Here is a 19,276-nt window from a genome sequence, read left to right on the forward strand (position 1 = left end):
AGCCCAGCATGTAACAAAGCACCAGATTTTTTTCATAGGAACACTATGAATAAGATACTTATTCATAGAGCTTATAGTGATGGTTTCATGATGGATATTTGGAGCGTGAGAGTTAATTCAGCAAACGCTGGGCAGAACAGCCCAACGCACGTTTAGCGCCAACCCTGCATTATAGAAAACGTCCCAGTTGATGTCTTTGAATCCGCTGCCTCGTTTCGCCAGGCATGTAGATTAAAACTCTTCCCAGATTTCACCCTTGTCATTTCCATAATCTTTATTATCACGCTTCTCAAAAATACTTTTATGCTTATTAATTTCTTTTATTTGTGATGCAGATTTATCATGAGTGGCATCAAATTCAAATAAAAATTTGTCATAAGGACTTACATACGCTTTATCTATATCGTCTGAGTTCATAACTAATCCAAAATAACTTTAATTTAGACCAGGTATTTTATAGCTTTTTCATCTAAGTTACCATTATCCTAGACAAAGCAGTTGCAATCTGTTGCACAATTTAAAGGTACTGACGGCCTATCGGTTGATTTTTTTGTCTTTTTTGAGCAGAAAAACTCAAAAAATCCATGTCCTCAACATCTTTAATGGGCCCACTACGATCGCAACTACTCTATTAGAATGATTCTAACTTTAAAAAAATTAAGGGCGAAAGATGAGTGTGAAAAAAGCAGAGTTACATGTCCATTTGGAAGGGTCGATCACTCCTGAATTAGCAGCAAAGCTCGCTGCACGCAATAAATTGGTGCTCCCAGAAGGTCTCGTCGCTCCTGATGGCATAAGCTATTTATCCAAAGATTTTCTCGATTTTTTAAAGGTATATGATACGCTCGCCTCGGTGATTCGCTATCCACAGGATTATTATGACATTACTTTCGACTACTTGCGCGCTCGTGCTCAAGAAGACGCAATTTATGTAGAAATGATGTATTCCCCTGATCATGCTGAACTCTCTAGTAAAATCCCATCCGCAGAACATTTAACCGCAATTCAACAAGCAATTGACGATGCTAAAGAACAATTCAATATAGTAGGTCGGATTATAATTACTGCAGTACGCCATTTTGGTGTTGAAGCTGTAGAACGAGTTGCCAAACAAACTCATAAAGATAGATTTCCATGCGCCACAGGATTTGGTTTAGGTGGTGATGAAGCAAAATTTCCTCCTAAATTATTTAGTAACGCGTATCACATCGCAGCTGATGCCGGTTTACAATGCACAGTACATGCAGGTGAATTTGCTCCTGCAAGTGGGATGATCGAAGCGATGGAAAACCTACCCATCCAGCGCATAGGACATGGTGTTAATTCAATTTATTCACCAGAAACCATGGCGATGGTAAAAGATAGAAATATTACTTTAGAAGTATGTCCTACAAGCAATATCTTTTTAGGCTTGTTTAAAAACATGCATGAACATCCTTTTCCTAAATTTTATGAAGCAGGGATGAAAATCAGCATTAGTTCAGATGATCCCCCCTTTATGAGTACTACATTGGGCCAAGAGTACCAGCAAGTACAAAAATCGTATGGTTATAGTGATGAGATAATGAATAAAATTACCCGCATGGCAATAGAAGCTGCTTTTGTTGATAAACAAACTAAAGCAGAACTTTTAGCGAGAATTTAGTTCGATGATTTCAAAGTAAGTACTCATTCACGTTTCAGACTGCGCCCAAGCTACAACTAATCTTTATACTTGAATCTTGGGGAACGGTTGGATTTGAGCGCAGGTTACGCGAAAATGATTCTGAGGAAACGTTGCATACACCAGTATGTGAGGCTCCCAAAGTATTGCTTTCGCGCAAGATGTGCCAATTTAAGTCGCTCAATGCCTGAGGCAACCTTACTAATCTTGTCGATGCAGCTCACCCAGTAGTTGTTCAATGTAGCGTCTGCACGTCAAAGGGTTATGCAAAAAATTAATGATACGACGCGTACCACCAGTACCAGTGATACATACCATCCCATAACTCAAAATGCTGCCCAGAATCGATTGGCGGATGTCTATTGCTTCAATCTTACTTAAAGGGATATCAATCGTTTGTCTTACAATAACTCCGGTACGAATAATAACCTGATTTCTCTTGATGGTGATGGAAGAAAAATAATAGGTCATCCAAGTCATGCCAACCCATAATAAAGCAAAAGCAGCTAAACCATATCCAACCTTACGTAAGAAATCTACCTCGACATAAGAAACAACCGCCAAAGCAGCACATAAAAACATCACTGGCCAAAAAAATATTATCCAATGCATTCGAGTAAAAAAAATAACATTATTGTCATGTGGCTTCTCAAACATTGATTCACCTATAATCCTGAATTGTCTAATAAAAAAATTATAATATTGTATTTAACACAAATTTACTATTCTATAGTTTGCTCGAAGTATATACTAACTTTACTACATTTTTTTCATTAAAATAGAAAATGCGCTCGATTAGTCATTGCCTTAACAAACAACTTGCCGACATATGCCAACGTTCTGTCCAATTAGAAGAGCTTTCCGATAAAGTCAGACAAATGCTGCCTGAGGTTTTAGCAAATACATGTCATGTAGGGAGTTTTAATAAAGGATGTTTGCTTTTAACGACTACTGATGCTGTCTGGGCATCACAATTACGTTATGCTATTCCTGAACTACGCGATAAATTACGCAAAGAAGGAGGGATGTATCAACTCTCTTCAATTAAAGTAGCCATTATTGAATCAACAACTCAATATGAAAAGTCAACACCTACTACAAAACATGTATTATCAGAAAAAGCTAAAGAAATTATCATAAGTGAAAGCCAGCAGTGTAATTATGAACCGTTACAAAAAGCATTACTGCATTTGGCTGATAGTGATAATTAAGTCATTGTTGTCTGGGTACAGCGAAGCGGAACCCAGGCTACAAAAAATAAAAAAATTAATGATTTGCTTCCGTGAGCGCAGTTGCAAAACGGCGGGCTACCCACTCTGAACCAAGATAAGCAAAACAATCGTGCAAATATTCAGCTAACTCGTCTTCTTGCATCATGTGCTCTTGGCCAACAGGTTCAACATCATGGTGAAAATAGGCTTCAAAATAACGCATGGAAAAATCAACATAATCGCGGGTATGGAGAATAAAAGCATGCCATACTTCATCAAGAATGAGCAACGGGCCAAAAAGATAAGTCTTTTTGCCTTGCTTTGCTCTGTATACATTTAACCACATCCATGCAAGCAAATCCGCGAACAAAACTTTAGCTTCTTGCTCAGAAAACTCAGGATGATGATGACAAAAATAATCTACTACTACCTGATTCTTATAATCAAGCAGAGTAGATAAATTGATACTGCTCATCCGCAACATGCTTTTTTAGTACTCGGTTTTTGTGTTACATAACGTACAATACGGCAAATCATTTCTTCTTGAGTCATTATTATCTCCACATTTAGTTACAAATAAACAGTGCAGGCAGTCTAACCAATGTTCACAATGGAAGCAATTTAATTGTTTTTTTCTTAGTCCATACAAAAGTCTAAATTCAATTCGATTAAGCTCACCCTGAGATATTTCAAGATGAGCGATATTGATTACCAAATCACACAACGGCTTTTATTCACCATTGGGCTATCATCTGGAATATGAAAAGCCTCCTGAAATTGAGGCATATTAGCCAAACTGCCATTGACTCTATATCGAGCAGGTGGATGAGGATCAGTAGTTACTTGATTACGCAGTTGTTGGGGTCGAATATTCATAGCCCATACATGTGCTGTTGCCAGGAAAAATTGCTGATCTGGTGTCAAACCACCAATTGTAGGTGCATTTTTATATGCCTGCGAATGCTTAAACGCTCTATAGGCAAGTGTAATACCTCCTAAATCAGCAGTAGCCTCTCCTACAACTAGCTTTCCTTGCACACGCAAATCATTATCCACAACATATTGCGAAAATTGGTTCACAATGCATTGTGTTGCTGATTTGAATTTTTCCAGATCGCTTGGCTTCCACCAATTCTTTAAATTACCTTGGCCATCAAATTGTGATCCTTGATCATCAAATCCATGAGTCATTTCATGTCCCATTACAAACCCTATGGCTCCATAATTTACTGCTGCAGGTGCATTAGGATCAAAGAATGGCGATTGAAGAATCCCTGCTGGAATATTTAAATTATTCATTGAAGCATCGTAATATGCATTGATGGTCTGCGGTGTCATTCCCCATTCAGTTTTATCTATGGGTTTGCCGATTTTATTCAGATCACGCTGAGTTAAAAACTCATTAGCACTAATCACGTTCAATACGTACGGACCCCTGTTCACTTTCAGCTTGGAATAGTCCCACCATTTGGAAGGATAACCCACTCGTTCTTCCATCATATCGAGTTTTTTCAATGCTGCCGCGCGAGTATCAGGAGTCATCCATGATAAAGTGCTGATGTCTTCTCGTAAAACAGTACGAATATTTTTGAGTATATCCAAAGCCTGTTTCTTATCCTCTGGAGAGAAATAACGAGCTACATACATTTTACCTATAGCAAAACCTAACGCACTATTTTCCGTACTCACTACCCTCTTCCATCGCGGTAATATTTTCTCGGCCCCAGTGAGAACGGCCACCATTTTGAAATTTTGATCGACGAAAGGCTGTGACAAGTAAGAAGCAAAAGCATCTATTAAATGCCAACGCAAATACGTCTTCCAATCATCAATAGGCACTGTTTTTAATTGTTTATTCAAGTCCTTAAAAAAATCAGGCATGGCTAAATTAATACTTTTAATCTGAGTTTGTCCTATTGCTGAAAAATAAGCAGGCCAAGAAAAATCGGGAGTTATTTTGCTCAGTTGCGCCCTATCCATAATATGATAAATCGCATGCGGATTACGTTGCTCAACCTGAGACATAGAAACTTTTGCCATTTGTGTTTCTAACTTCATCACTGTATTGGCTTCTTTTGCTGCTTTATCTGGAGCATCACCTAATAATTCAAACATCTTCGCAATATGATTGATATACGCCTCGCGAATTTGTTTAAATTTGGCATCATCTTTTAAATAATAATCACGGTCTGGCAAGCCCAGACCGCCTTGTGTCGCTGCACCAATCATCTCTTCACTGTTTTTGAAATCTTGCATGCTCCCAAAATTAAAAAAAACATCGACACCGATTTGATGCAAATGCGCTATTTCATTTTGCAGATCGGTTGAATTTTGTAAACGATTAATGCGATCAAATTCAGACTGAATGGGTTTAATGCCGAGCTGATTAATACTTTTTTCATCCATTCCACTATAATAAAAATCACCAACTTTTTGTTCTATACTACCTGGCTTGGCCTGGGTGTTTTCTGAAGCCTTGATTAGCATTTGATGAATGATATCCTGCACTTTTTCGTGGATAACATTAAAACTTCCCCAACTCGAATAATCAGGTGGAATTGGGTTGTTTTTTTGCCAGCTACCATCTGCATAAGAATAAAAATCCTTAGCCGGTGAAATATTGGTATCCAGCCAATTCAGATGAAGTGCTTGTTCAGCAGTAGTCTTTTGTGGTTCAGTGCTTGCAGAGTATATTGATGAACTGCAGAACAACGCAAAAGTAAAAAGGCCCATATTAAGTTTCATGCCACAACGCTCCTTTGCCAATCTTGATGTTAATTCACTAAGAATCTGAATAAAATGTAGCACAGATAAGGGCAAAATCATAACTAGGAATAGGAGCGTTCACGATATAACCGCCAATCATACTGCATATAGAGTTTTGTTTTTCCGTAATAGCCCAGGCTACTATATTAACATGTACTCGAATGGTTGGATTTGAGTGCAAGTTGTCAGTGCAGTACACATCAGTACGTGACCGTTGATTAGGAAAATTTTTTCGCAGAAAATGCTACAATACAGCTGTTTCCTGATGAGGAAGATATTTGTTGTTTTCCTGGGCTTCGATTAAATCTTCACCCAGGCTACATTTCTATGCTTCGAGGGGAAAAAACTCAGCGTGCATCTTAGGGAGATACTCTTCTGTATCAAAATAAGTATATTCCCACGCGTCTTGTCTTGCCATTAGCTCACGTAACAGTCTGTTATTTAATTCATGACCTGACTTGTACCCTTCGAATGCACCAATCAAACTAGAACCTAACAGGTATAGGTCGCCGATTGCATCCAAAACCTTATGAGAAACAAATTCTGATTCAAAGCGAAGTCCATCATCATTAAGCACACGATAATCATCAACAACAATGGCGTTATCTAAACTTCCGCCTTTAGCTAAATCACACTCTCTTAACTTCTCATAATCGGAAAGAAATCCAAAGGTACGTGCTCGGCATACTTCTTTTACATAAGACGTTGTAGAAAAGTCAAAACTTACTGTTTGTGGCTTATCATTGAACGCTGGATGATCAAAATCAATAGTGAAGGAAATTTTATATCCATTATATGGATAAAATTGAACAATTTTGCCATTGTCTTCGACGCGAATAGGCTTAAGAATACGTATGTATTTTTTAGGTGCATTTTGCTCGCGTATGCCCGCTGATTGAATCAAGAAAACAAAGGGAGCGGCACTGCCATCCATAATAGGCAGCTCAGGACCATTTACATCAATATAGGCATTATCGATGCCCAAACCAGCCAAAGCAGAAAGTAAATGTTCTACAGTTGCAATTTTAACTGGCCCATGATGTAAGGTAGTACATAACATTGTATCACCAACATTCTCATAAGACGCGGGTATTTCCACAACTGGTGAAAGATCTACCCTTCTGAAAACTATGCCTGTATTTACAGGAGCAGGTCTCAAGGTTAAAAGCACTTTTTCACCGGAATGCAATCCTACACCAGTTGCCTGGATCACCTTTTTAGGAGTTCTTTGTTTTGTCATTCAGTGCTCACCTTGTTCCTCATAATATCATTTTTCTAAATTTTTTTATTTTGCACGCAAAACTTCGTGAATCCTATCAATATTTTAATATTTAGTCTAATTATTTTTGTATCAAAGACTTAAATTTCCCCACATTAGCATAGTACTGATGTGGGGTTAATACTTATACCTCTTCTTGCCGACGTAAAAATGCAGGAATATCAAGATAATCTACATCCGGAATGCTATCACCATTTTGTTTTGCCGCAGAAGACATGTTTGATTGCGCTTGTTTACGAACCAGTGCAGGACGCTCTAATTGCTGATAGTCCAAAGAACCGTCACTACGTGTTGTTTCTAGCAAACGTGCACGATGAGATTGTTGCGGCTGCATTTGCTGATGGCGCTGTCTTACATCTCCCAAGCCAGTTACAATCACAGTGACACGCATTTCATCTGTCATCTCAGGATCAATTACTGTTCCGACGACTACTGTTGCATCATCAGAAATAAACTCTTTGACTACGTCGCCAACTTCCTCAAACTCACCAATTGACATATCAAGGCCAGCAGTAATATTGACTAAAATTCCACGAGCACCTGAAAAATTCACATCCTCCAATAGAGGAGAAGCAATCGCTGCTTCAGCAGCTTGACGCGCTCTTTGTTCACCTACAGCACTACCAGTACCCATCATAGCCATACCCATTTCGGACATTACCGTGCGTACGTCTGCAAAATCCACGTTAATCAAACCAGGACGAGTAATTAAATCAGAAATACCTTTTACTGCTCCAAGCAAAACATTATTTGCCGCCTTGAACGCATTCAGAAGGCTAATGTTCTTACCTAATACACTGAGTAATTTATTGTTAGGAATAGTGATTAAAGAATCAACATGTTCCGCTAAACGACGAATTCCGTCCTCAGCTGCCATTGCACGTTGCTTGCCTTCAAATGAGAAGGGTTTCGTAACAACAGCTACAGTTAGGATACCTAATTCTTTGGCAATTTCCGCAAAAACAGGGGCTGCTCCAGTACCAGTCCCACCACCCATTCCTGCAGTAATGAACACCATATCTGCACCACTTAAGATCTCTCGAATATGCTCTCTATCTTCTTCTGCTGCTTCACGTCCAATTTGTGGGTTTGCACCGGCACCTAAGCCTTTAGTCAGCTCATCACCCAATTGAATGTGTATTTTCGCATTTGAACCTCTCAGTGCCTGAGCGTCGGTATTAGCGCAAATAAACTCAACTCCGTCAATATTCTCTGCAACCATATGCTCGACAGCGTTACCACCGCCGCCACCAACACCCACAACCTTAATTACCGCATTATTACTAAAGTGTTGGCCTTCCGTTAATTCAAACATAACCCTGCTCCCCTCACATGTTTATTCTTTTTAGCAAAAATCCGGCAACACACCCCATAAATAGAATCAATTACCAGTTTTCGTTTTATTATTTGTAACCTAAAAATTACCCTGGAACCATTCTTTCATTCTTGCCCACAAACTTTGAGTATTATCATTCATTGTAGGTACATTGTAGTTTGATTCATATTGTTGTTGGTAACCTTGCAACAACAACCCCACGCCTGTAGCAAATGAAGGATTTTCAGTAGCTTCAGCCAATCCAGAAACATAATGAGCACAACCTTTTCTTACTGGCATTTCAAAACAAAGTTCTGCAAGTTCAATACCGCCTCTAACATTGGCAGCACCACCGGTAAGAACGATACCAGCAGCCATTCTGTCTTCAAAACCGCTTCGACGTAATTCATTACGAACGAGAGTAAATAACTCTTCATATCGTGCGGCAACTACATCAGATAAAGTTTTAGCGGATATTTTTCTTCCTGGCCTATCATTAACGCTCGTAACTTCCAGCATATGATCTGAGTTAGCTAATTCAGTTAAAGCACACGCATGATTCAGTTTAATCGATTCCGCTGCTTTTGTAGGCGTGCGCAAAGCCATAGCAATATCGTTCGTCACTTGATCTCCGGCAATAGGGATGACCGCTGTGTGTCGGATTGCACCTTCACAAAATATTGCAATATCTGTGGTGCCACCACCAATATCAATCAGGCAAACCCCTAGATCTTTTTCATCCTCAGTTAAAACTGCATGACTTGAAGCCAATTGCTCCAGAATAATATCATTTACTTCTAAACCACAACGACGCACACATTTCACTATATTTTGGGCAGCGCTTACTGAGCCGGTAACAATATGTACACGAGATTCTAGTCGAACTCCCGCCATACCGACAGGTTCGCGAATGCTGCCTTGGTGATCTATGATAAACTCCTGAGGCAAAACATGCAGAATTTTTTGATCTGCAGGTATTGCTACAGCTTTAGCTGCATCAATCACGCGCTCTACATCGGCCTGAGATACTTCTTTATCGCGAATGGCAACAATTCCATGCGAATTTAAGCTGCGAATATGGCTACCGGCAATACCCGCATAAACAGTTCTCACCTCACATCCAGCCATAAGTTCTGCTTCTTGAACAGCACGTTGGATGGAGTTCACCGTAGCCTCTATATCAACTACTACGCCACGTTTTAGGCCACGAGAGGGATGACGACCTATGCCGATAATTTCTATTGCACCATCAGTTGTTACTTCTCCAATTAATGCAATTACTTTTGAAGTTCCAATATCCAATCCAGTGATAATCTCTTTTTCTATTTTTTTTGCCATTATCGTTCCGTTTGTTGTTTCCACTGCACTGCCATACCACGTGGATAACGTAAGTCCACGCTAGACAATTGCTCAATTTTTTCGGCAAACACTGCAGGATATGCTTTACAAAAACGCAGCAATCGTTCTTCTAACTCTTTCTTTCCTAAATATATTTTTATATCATTGCCTAAAAGCAATACCCAGGATTGATTTTCTCGTAAATGCAGTCCAGTAGCGTTCAAGCCATACATTGATAATATCTTACTCAATTTTTCGTAAACTTGTAAGACTTCTTCTTGTTGAGATAGAGGTCCTTTTAATTTTGGTAAGTTTAAACCCTCTGGTACGGCACCCTCATTAAATAATCTGCCGTCCTCAGTCATCAATGCATTATCCCAAATTGCAACTGGCTTTTTTTCAACAAGCCTTATTTTCAATGTATCTGGCCAAACACGCTCTACTGTTGCCGTATCTATCCAGCTCATTTCATTTAGCTCATTCTGCAACCCACCGACTGATAAAGTAAAAAAGCTATCACTTAAATATTTTGCTAATACCCCTTCTAGCTCTTTATGCGTTACATGTTCGTAATTCGCAGCAACTTTAATGGTGGTAATTGGAAACCGTTCTGCATCGGATGCATAATAATAACCCAATCGGCAAGCCAAGAACATGGCACTTAAAGTCAATATCAATAACCAACAAATATAACGCAAATTCCCAGAATCAACATCCCTATTTTTATTCATGGCTTTCACAAATAATTGGTTACTAAGTGCTGACGGCAATGTTGATGAACCATCGCCATACGAATCAACTCATCCAGTAAATCAGGATAGGCTAGACCACTCGCCTGCCATAATTTGGGATACATACTAATTGAAGTAAAACCAGGTAAGGTGTTTACTTCGTTAAAATAAATGGTTTCAGTCGCATCATTCACAAAAAAGTCTACACGCGCCATACCTTTACATTTTAACCGTGTAAAAATATCAGCAGCCGCTTTTTTTAATTGCTCATACAAAGTCTGGCTCAATGGAGCAGGTATAATCAGATCCGTTTGCCCACTTTCCAAATATTTTGCTGAATAAGAATAAAATCCATCTGGATGATTAACACGTATTTCCCCAGCAATGCTGACTCTAGGTTCTCCCGAGGGTACCGCACTCTCAAGTACCGAAAGTTCAATTTCTCGTCCAGAAATAAATGATTCAACCAAAATCTCTTCGTCATAACGTAACGCATCATCGACTGCAACGAGTAATTCCGCCATATTTTTTGCTTTATGGATGCCTACACTAGACCCCATTGCACATGGTTTAACAAATAAAGGCCATCCAAACTCTTCAGCAACCTGCTGGCAAAAGTGTTGTCTTTCAGATGCTGAGCTATGCCAGGATAAAAGCTTATAATTTGCTGACTTTAATCCATCGACACAGACTATGCGACGTGCCATGTCTTTATCCATACCAATGGACGAAGACAGTACATCGCAGCCAACATAAGCTACACCGGCTAGTTCAAGCATTCCTTGTAAACACCCATCTTCATATAAAGGGCCATGTACTACAGGAAAAACAACATCCGCATCTACAGATAAACGACCATTAATAAATAAACCTGCCAAAGGTTTTGAGCGTTCGGTTACCACTGGAAGCTTTTCTTTATAGGCAAGTAAATCCTGGTATTGATGCAGATAAAATAGGCCATCTTTATCCATCGCTACAGGAATAATGTTATATTTTCGAGCATCCAAATGTGCAAGAACAGATGCGGCTGAAATCAATGAGATTTCATGTTCCCCAGATTTTCCACCATAAAGAAGAACCAGGTTAAGAGGCTTGGACATTAAAGGTCTCCGATTATATGAACTTCGCGCATCAACTCAATCGTTGTCTGCTCACGAACTTTAGTTTGTACCAAATGAATCAATGCTTCAATATCTGCTGCAGTTGCTGCTCCTTGATCATTGATAATAAAATTTGCATGCTTCTGAGAAACCATTGCACCTCCAATATTGAACCCTTTTAATCCACAAGATTCAATAAGCCGAGCTGCAAAATTTCCTACAGGATTTCGAAACACTGAGCCACAATTGTATTCGTTAGTAGGTTGTGTATTGGTTCGACGCTCCAACAATTCATTTATCACCTGCAATGAGGTTTCTTTCTTCCCAGGATTTAGCTTAAATGTAGCTGAAATAAACCATTCTTCAGGAGGTCCTGAAACATGGCGATAAGCCACTTCATATTCCTCGGGTTTACGCGTTATTACTTCCCCTTTACGGTTCATGGTTTGTAGCGCCACAACGAACTGCCAGGTCTCGCCACCATGACAACCGGCATTCATTCGCAAAGCTCCTCCCATAGTCCCGGGGATTCCTGCCCAAAACTCGCCACCGGCTAAATCATTTCGTGCACAAAAACGCGCCATGCTCGCACAAGATACCCCCGCTTCAACTTTAACGGTCTGGGCATCTAAAAGAGTCATTTCTTTTAAGCATCCTTGAGTCAGAATCACAGTTCCTGAGAATCCGCCGTCGCGGATCAAAGAATTCGAACCTAGTCCTAACCATAATAAAGGTTCTACTTCAGGAATCTTATGAAGAAATAAGGCCAAATCTGTAATACTTTTGGGTTTATAAAGCTTAGAAGCAGGGCCACCAACGCGCCAAGTAGTATATTCAGCCAAAGGCTCATTATAAAGCAAGGCGCCCTGAAATTCACCATCAAGGTTACAAGCATCAGTTGGACTCATGTTGCTCACAGTTCTTTCATCAAGTTCACAGCAATTTGACCAATACTTCCTGCACCTTGCATTAAAATCACATCACCATCTTTAATGAATTGATTCAGCTTCGTCTTCAGCGATTGTTCATTGACAAGCGTTACTTTCTTATCTTTATTTCTAATTTTTTGCGCCAGACCCTCACTGGTTATCCCAGGAATTTCAGGTTCACCAGCAGAATAGATGTCAAATAAGAACAACTCATCAGCAAGACTTAACACATCGACAAATTGTTCCTGTAAGGATTGAGTTCTTGTATAACGATGTGGTTGAAATACATGGATAAGTCGTTTATTTGGCCAAACATGTCGAAATGCATCTATAGTTGATAGAATTTCTTGAGGATGGTGGCCATAATCATCGACAACTAAGGCTGAACCATTCTCAAATCTTTTCTCACCCAACATTTGAAAACGACGGCCAACACCTTGAAATTTTGCCAAAGCACGGACAATAGAAGCATCATCAACACCTAATTGTGTTGCAATTGCAATAGAAGCCAATGCATTTAATACATTGTGACGGCCTGGATACTGAAATTGAATTTTTAATTCAGTATAAGGCACGGGACGCACCACAGTAAACTCACTAACCAGTTCATTTTGCGTCCAATTAATCGCACGGTAATGAGCTTCTTCAGCAAATCCGTAAGTCAACGTCGGTCGTTCAATAGCAGGGAGAATCTTACGCACTTCTTCGTCATCAATACATACCACTGCTAAGCCATAAAAAGGCAGATGATGTAAAAACTCAAGAAATGTTGTTCTTAATTTATCAAAATCATTCTCATAAGTATCCATGTGATCTGCATCAATATTAGTCACTATGGCCATCATGGGCTTTAAGAATAGGAATGATGCATCACTTTCATCCGCTTCAACAACAAAATACGGAGATTGACCAAGTTGCGCATTGACTCCCAGACTATTTAATTTTCCACCAATCACGAAACTAGGATCCAAACCACCTTCAGCCAGGAGGCTACTGACAAGGCTTGTAGTGGTTGTTTTGCCGTGAGTACCAGCAACTGCAATACCATGACGAAAGCGCATGAGTTCAGCAAGCATCGCCGCGCGTGGGATTACTGGAATCATTTGTTCACGAGCAGCCACAATTTCCGGATTGTTCATGCCAACAGCCGAAGAACGCACTACAACATCGGCACCCTTTATATGTTCGGCTTTATGCCCCGTAAAAACGGGAATACCTAAAGATTTTAGTCTTTGTACTGTACTGCCTTCACCCAAATCAGATCCAGTAATACGATATCCTTGGTAATGTAATACCTCAGCGATACCGCACATACCGACTCCACCAATTCCAACAAAATGTATTTGTTCTACACAGCCCATCCTTGAAGCTATAAATTGTCCTGACTTACCCACACACGCCCCCTTATGCTGACAATGGCCCTAATCCCAGAGCTTGCCAACGATTCTCATGATCAATGCGCAATAATAACGCAATTACAATACAATTGATAACCATACTTGCACCACCATAACTCATTAATGGTAAAGTTAGCCCTTTTGTGGGTAGTAAACCCGAGTTAACGCCCATATTAATGGCGGCTTGTAACCCTAACCAAAAAGTTAAACCATAAGCGGTATATGAAGCAAACAATCGCTCTTGTGCATGAGCATTATATGCAATAGTCAAACCTCTAATTACTAATATAGCGTATAAGGTCATAACCATTAAAATACCGATTAATCCCAATTCCTCTGCTAAAACAGCAAATAAAAAGTCAGTATGAGCTTCTGGCAAATACAATAACTTCTGAATACTTTCTCCCAAACCAGCACCAAACCACCCTCCTCGACCAAATGCAATCAAGGATTGAGTCAGCTGATAACCACTATTATACTGATCTGCCCAAGGATCTAAAAACGCAGTTAAGCGAGCCACCCTATATGGAGATGAAACTGCTAAAAATGCCAGTGCTGCCATAACAACGAGCATCAAACCTATATAATAGCGTAATTTTACACCAGCTAGAAATAACATGGCCATAACCGTGCCAGAAATTACCACTGTAGCACCAAAATCAGGCTCAAGTAATAACAAAAACGAAACAGCACCTAAAATCACCATGGGCTTAATAAAACCCAAGATACTGTTACTGACCGCTTGTTGTTGACGTACTAAATACCCTGAAAGATAAAAAATCATAGTAAGTTTTGCGAGTTCGGATACTTGGATACCTATTGGTCCCAAAGCTAACCATCGTCGACTGCCATTGACTGTACGACCTATGCCTGGAATTAATACGATGAGCAACAGCAACAAACAAATGAGTAGCATCGGCATGCTGATACGCTCCCAAACACTACTATCCGTCCTAATCACAATAAGGGCGATCATTAAACCAGCAAATAAATAACATGATTGGCGAATTAAAAAATGAAATGGTTGATGGAAATATTTAGTAGAGATCATGACCGAACTTGAAGCGACCATCATCAGCCCGATGATCATCAAAGCAATAACTACGCTAATTAGCCATTTATCATAAAGTGAAATAGGCCTGCTGACTGGCTTGCCCCTTTGATTCAGATGTCTAGGTCGCATCGATTACAATCCATTCACTAATGAAGCAAACGATTCACCGCGATGATTAAAATCACGGAACATATCCAAACTAGCGCATGCTGGAGACAATAAAACAACATCTCCTCGTTTTGCCTGCGATTTAGCTACCGCTACCGCATTATCCAATGAGGACGCACGTGCGATTGGCACTACATTAGCTAAAGCTGCTTCCAGCTTATCCGCATCTTCACCAATCAAAATGATAGAGCGAACATAATCAGCTATAGGTTGAGCTAACTCGCTAAAATCAGCCCCCTTTCCTTGCCCTCCAGCAATAAGTACAATTTTTCCTTGCATAGAACCTCCTATTCCATTAATAGCAGAGATGGTTGCACCAATGTTCGTCCCTTTTGAATCATTAATCCAATCAACGCCATCAAGAGTTCGCACCCATTGACAACGATGAGGTAACCCCGTAAATGAAGTCAATACACTCGTAATGTGTTGATAAGACATACCTGCCGCATCAGCTAAAGCAGAAGCAGCTAGCGCATTAAGCCAATTGTGAACTCCTTTGATCAATATAGAATCAACTGGCAAAATGCACGCATCCCCTTTCGCCAAGTATATTTTCTCTTCTTGAGTGATCAAACCCCAATTGTTTTGTTCAGGTGCATCAGCACCAAAAGAAATACGGTTAACTCCTGCAGTAGGAACAGTATAAGGATCATCGCGATTAAATAGTGCAACCTGTGCTTGGTGATACACCCGTTGTTTGGCTTGGGCATAAGCCTCCATAGTATGATGCCGGTCTAAATGGTCGGGGGTTACATTCAGAATAGTTGCCGCAATTGGGGCCAAAGAATAAGTTAGGTCTAATTGAAAGCTAGACAACTCCAAAACCCATAAATCATACTGATGACCATCATGGAGCATATCGAGAACAGGGGTTCCTATATTTCCAGCTACGGCAACTTTATATCCTGCAGCTTTCGCCATTTCCCCTACTAAGGTGGTCACGGTAGATTTTCCATTGGTTCCAGTAATTGCAATCACCGGAGCATGAATCTCTCGAGCCAAACATTCTATATCACCGTATACATCTATGCCCATCTGCATGGCTTTCTTTAAAAAAGGAGTATCTAAGGATAACCCGGGGCTTGCGATAATATCTGACAGCTGAGCGATTATTTCATCAGGCATGTGTTGCGTATAAACAGGGATATCTGGAAATTCTTTTGTAAACTCAGCGACACTTGGAGCTTGGGCACGTGTATCAAAAGCAAGAAAAGGTATATTTTTTCTACGTAAATATCGCGCTATCGATACTCCTGTTTTACCCAAACCTGCAACCAAATACAAAGGAGGATTCATGAGTGTATCCTTTTTATCGAAGTTTCAAAGTGGCCAATCCGCATAATACAAAAACAACAGTGATAATCCAAAATCTGACAATTATTTTAGGCTCTGACCATCCTTTTAATTCAAAATGATGATGTAAAGGAGCCATTCGGAATAAACGTTTACCATGAGTGTACTTAAAATAACCTACCTGTAAAATAACAGAAATAGTCTCAATGACAAATAAGCCACCCATCATTAATAAAACCAATTCCTCGCGGACAACTACCGCAACAATACCTAAAGCCGCTCCTAAAGCTAAAGAACCAACATCTCCCATAAATACCTGTGCGGGATAACTATTGTACCAAAGAAAACCAAGTCCTGCGCCAACAATTGAGGAGCAAAAAATCGTTAACTCCCCGGTATTAGGAACATAGGGTATTCCTAAATAGGGTGCATAAACAGCATTACTGGAAGCATAAGCAAAGATCCCCAAAGCCCCAGCCACCATGACTATAGGCATAATTGCTAAGCCATCTAGGCCGTCAGTCAGGTTCACTGCATTAGAGCTCCCTACAATTACAAAATAACCCAGAACAGGAAAGAAGATACCTAAACCTATAGTTAAGGATTTAAAAAAAGGAACAGTAAGCTGAGTATGGACAGGTAAAGTGGCATGCATATATAAGTAAATAACTGCAATAAGCGCAATAATTGATTGCCAAAAATATTTCCAGCGTGCAGGTAATCCTTTGCTATTTTTTAATACTAATTTACGATAATCATCGACCCAACCTACGACCCCATTTGCAAGGGTCACTAAAAGGACAAGCCATAAACTGGACTGTTGTAAATCCCCCCAAAGCAAACAGCTCACGGTAATAGCCAACAAGATTAAGACCCCACCCATAGTTGGGGTTCCAGCTTTTGATAAATGGGTTTGGGGACCATCATCCCTCACCATCTGACCAATCTGCAAACCACGTAACCAGCGAATCATCAGCGGCCCACAGACTAGTCCCACTATAAGCGCAGTCAAAGAAGCTAAAATAGATCTGAAGGTCAGGTATTGGAAAACTCTTAACGCATGATACTGTCCTTGGAATAGCTGCGTTAGCCAGTAGAGCATAATTGTTCCTCTTGTTAACCCCAATAAAAGCCTACTTACAAACTCTACTCTCTTGGTCGCAAAGCCTTGTGACTCAATCTAGCAAATTGTAAACACGCCCGATGGGTTTTTGTTAAGTAAGCCCAACAGGATAATGGGCCAAAAAAGCGGCCAAGCATACCATAAACCTACATACCATTCAGCATCGTATAAAAAAATTTCTTGGATTATTAACGCAATTATTCATGTATCTAGTCGCCTTGTTTCAGAGCACAGTCGTATTTGGTATACCTATACTCAAAATCAACCATTCATCACAATTCATATCCTAGGTGACCGACTACTTATTTATTGTCATACAAACTAAAGTCAACTTATATCAGCTGATGTACAATCTTTTCCATTGCACTGGATCGAGAACCTTTTACCAAAACAACCGTATCTGGTGACAACTTTTCTACGAGATTTTGTATTAATTGTTCCTGGGTAATGAAATGCTCACCACCAACACCAAATGATTCAGCAGCTAATTTGCTATTGGCTCCGCAGCTGAGTAACTGATTAATACCCAACCGACGCGCTGCAAATCCAACTTCCTGGTGATGCTGAGTTGCCCAAGCACCCAATTCACCCATATCCCCGAACACAAAAATTTTATTCCCTGGACATTCCGCCAATACTTCTAAAGCAGCTAAAACAGAGCGTAAGTTTGCATTATAAGTATCATCAATTACAGTAGATTGATTTTTTCCTTCAAGGACAGTTAGGCGTCCTTTTACACCACCAAATCGATTTAATCCTTGTTGGATCTCTTTTACGGAAATACCTACTGCATGGCAACACGCCGCAGCAGCCAGAGCATTACGAACATTATGCAGACCAGGAACTTTTAAATGAATATCAGCTCGTCCATTAGGGATGATTAAAGAAAACTGTCCACAACCAGAGTCATCTAATTGCACATCTTGTGCGTAAACATCGGCCGTATGATCCAAAGAAAAACGGAGTACTTTTTTATCAAGCAATAATTCGTCCCAAAAATGAGCATAAGCATCATCGTCATTCACCACCGCAACACCTGCAAGTGACAAACCCTGATGAATTTCTCCTTTGGCGCGCGCAACGCCATCTATGGAACCAAAACCTTCCACATGGGCAGGAGCAATGTTATTAATTAAGGTCACATCAGGATGAACAATTGCCACAGTATGGGCGATTTCACCAGGATGATTTGCACCTAATTCAAAAACTGCATAACGATGTTGGTTATTCAGTTGTAACACACTTAAAGGTGCGCCAATATGATTATTGAAATTTCCTCGAGTTGCATGTGAGGGAGAGGGTAAAATGGCCGCGATCATTTCTTTAGTTGTGGTTTTCCCATTGGATCCAGTCAATGCAATAACAGGGCAATGTATATCTTGTCGATGTGCCGCTGCTATTTTAGCCAGGGCTTGTATTGGATCAGGAACAACGAATTGTGGCATGCTCACACCGTCTACAGCATAATTAACTACTGCAGCGATTGCACCCTGCGCCTCTGCTTCCTTTATAAAATCATGCCCGTCAAAGCGCTCCCCCCGGATGGCAATAAATAAACTTCCTGGTTTTAGTTCACGACTATCAGTACAAATACCAGTAAGTTCAGCACTGATCTGACATGGTTGAGTAAGTAATGCAGCAACAGTATTTAGGTTCATAATATTAAGGCTTGGCTAAAAGTCTAGTGTACTAACACTTGCGCATAGAGTTCAAGAGGGTAATCACAGGAAAAACAGTCTGAATTCTTATTCTACAAATACTGTAGCATTAATACAGCGGCGTGTTCGTCGTCATCCCTATATGTGTTAGGTAATTTGTTGACAAAGCTAAATAACCGTAGGCTGGGCTGCTGTATAGCCGGGGACATCCCTGACACTGTTCGGGGACATCCTTGACACATGAGTTGAGA

The 19,276-nt window shown here is 40.1% G+C and carries 17 protein-coding genes; 2 read left to right on the forward strand and 15 right to left on the reverse strand.

What is annotated here, in order from left to right:
- Positions 1–231: 231 nt before the first annotated feature.
- Positions 232–417 (reverse strand): CBU_0585 family protein, encoded by a 186-nt coding sequence (locus tag Lste_RS09705; RefSeq protein WP_058510822.1) that lies wholly within the window; start codon positions 415–417, stop codon positions 232–234.
- A 253-nt stretch (positions 418–670) separates the two neighbouring features.
- Here Lste_RS09705 and Lste_RS09710 point away from each other — a divergent pair, with 253 nt between their 5' ends.
- On the forward strand, positions 671–1,645 hold the full coding sequence (locus Lste_RS09710; protein WP_058510823.1) for an adenosine deaminase: 975 nt from the start codon (positions 671–673) through the stop codon (positions 1,643–1,645).
- A 219-nt stretch (positions 1,646–1,864) separates the two neighbouring features.
- On the opposite strand, the gene Lste_RS09715 is transcribed toward Lste_RS09710, so the two are convergent.
- Positions 1,865–2,320, reverse strand: coding sequence for a PH domain-containing protein (locus tag Lste_RS09715; RefSeq protein ID WP_058510824.1), 456 nt, complete (start codon positions 2,318–2,320; stop codon positions 1,865–1,867).
- 128 nt (positions 2,321–2,448) lie between these two features.
- Here Lste_RS09715 and Lste_RS09720 point away from each other — a divergent pair, with 128 nt between their 5' ends.
- Complete coding sequence (locus tag Lste_RS09720; RefSeq protein WP_058510825.1) at positions 2,449–2,874, forward strand: DciA family protein; 426 nt, start codon at positions 2,449–2,451, stop codon at positions 2,872–2,874.
- A gap of 55 nt (positions 2,875–2,929) precedes the next feature.
- On the opposite strand, the gene Lste_RS09725 is transcribed toward Lste_RS09720, so the two are convergent.
- The 13 genes from Lste_RS09725 to Lste_RS09785 all read right to left on the reverse strand — a co-directional run bounded on the left by Lste_RS09725 (position 2,930) and on the right by Lste_RS09785 (position 19,025).
- Positions 2,930–3,349: a glycine-rich domain-containing protein gene (locus tag Lste_RS09725; RefSeq protein WP_058510826.1), complete on the reverse strand. Its 420-nt coding sequence runs from the start codon at positions 3,347–3,349 to the stop codon at positions 2,930–2,932.
- 233 nt (positions 3,350–3,582) lie between these two features.
- Positions 3,583–5,619 carry a M13 family metallopeptidase gene (locus Lste_RS09730; RefSeq protein ID WP_058510827.1) on the reverse strand — a complete coding sequence of 679 codons (2,037 nt, stop codon included), beginning with the start codon at positions 5,617–5,619 and terminating at the stop codon, positions 3,583–3,585.
- 346 nt (positions 5,620–5,965) lie between these two features.
- On the reverse strand, positions 5,966–6,880 hold the full coding sequence (lpxC, locus tag Lste_RS09735; protein ID WP_058510828.1) for a UDP-3-O-acyl-N-acetylglucosamine deacetylase: 915 nt from the start codon (positions 6,878–6,880) through the stop codon (positions 5,966–5,968).
- 163 nt (positions 6,881–7,043) lie between these two features.
- Positions 7,044–8,234, reverse strand: coding sequence for a cell division protein FtsZ (gene ftsZ, locus Lste_RS09740; protein WP_058510829.1), 1,191 nt, complete (start codon positions 8,232–8,234; stop codon positions 7,044–7,046).
- A gap of 99 nt (positions 8,235–8,333) precedes the next feature.
- Entirely contained in the window at positions 8,334–9,572 is a 1,239-nt protein-coding gene (ftsA, locus tag Lste_RS09745) for a cell division protein FtsA (RefSeq protein WP_058510830.1), read from the reverse strand.
- On the reverse strand, positions 9,572–10,303 hold the full coding sequence (locus Lste_RS09750) for a cell division protein FtsQ/DivIB (protein ID WP_058510831.1): 732 nt from the start codon (positions 10,301–10,303) through the stop codon (positions 9,572–9,574). Before Lste_RS09750 ends, ftsA begins: the two co-directional genes overlap by 1 nt.
- Positions 10,304–10,308: 5 nt before the next feature.
- Positions 10,309–11,403 (reverse strand): D-alanine--D-alanine ligase family protein, encoded by a 1,095-nt coding sequence (locus tag Lste_RS09755; RefSeq protein WP_058510832.1) that lies wholly within the window; start codon positions 11,401–11,403, stop codon positions 10,309–10,311.
- Complete coding sequence (gene murB / locus Lste_RS09760) at positions 11,403–12,311, reverse strand: UDP-N-acetylmuramate dehydrogenase (RefSeq protein WP_058510833.1); 909 nt, start codon at positions 12,309–12,311, stop codon at positions 11,403–11,405. The genes Lste_RS09755 and murB overlap by 1 nt, the downstream gene beginning before the upstream one ends.
- 5 nt (positions 12,312–12,316) lie before the next feature.
- Positions 12,317–13,726 (reverse strand): UDP-N-acetylmuramate--L-alanine ligase, encoded by a 1,410-nt coding sequence (gene murC / locus Lste_RS09765; RefSeq protein WP_157070723.1) that lies wholly within the window; start codon positions 13,724–13,726, stop codon positions 12,317–12,319.
- 10 nt (positions 13,727–13,736) lie between these two features.
- Positions 13,737–14,912, reverse strand: a complete 1,176-nt coding sequence (ftsW, locus tag Lste_RS19295; RefSeq protein ID WP_058510834.1) for a putative lipid II flippase FtsW — start codon at positions 14,910–14,912, stop codon at positions 13,737–13,739.
- Positions 14,913–14,915: 3 nt separating this feature from the next.
- Positions 14,916–16,247 carry a UDP-N-acetylmuramoyl-L-alanine--D-glutamate ligase gene (gene murD, locus Lste_RS19300; protein ID WP_058510835.1) on the reverse strand — a complete coding sequence of 444 codons (1,332 nt, stop codon included), beginning with the start codon at positions 16,245–16,247 and terminating at the stop codon, positions 14,916–14,918.
- A 13-nt stretch (positions 16,248–16,260) separates the two neighbouring features.
- The gene (mraY, locus tag Lste_RS09780; protein ID WP_058510836.1) at positions 16,261–17,346 is read right to left on the reverse strand and encodes a phospho-N-acetylmuramoyl-pentapeptide-transferase; all 1,086 of its coding nucleotides are present in this window, start codon (positions 17,344–17,346) and stop codon (positions 16,261–16,263) included.
- Between the two features lie 353 nt (positions 17,347–17,699).
- Positions 17,700–19,025, reverse strand: coding sequence for a UDP-N-acetylmuramoyl-tripeptide--D-alanyl-D-alanine ligase (locus Lste_RS09785; protein WP_058510837.1), 1,326 nt, complete (start codon positions 19,023–19,025; stop codon positions 17,700–17,702).
- Positions 19,026–19,276 lie beyond the last annotated feature (251 nt).

Origin of the sequence: Legionella steelei, assembly GCF_001468005.1 — a bacterium.
Taxonomy (GTDB): domain Bacteria; phylum Pseudomonadota; class Gammaproteobacteria; order Legionellales; family Legionellaceae; genus Legionella; species Legionella steelei.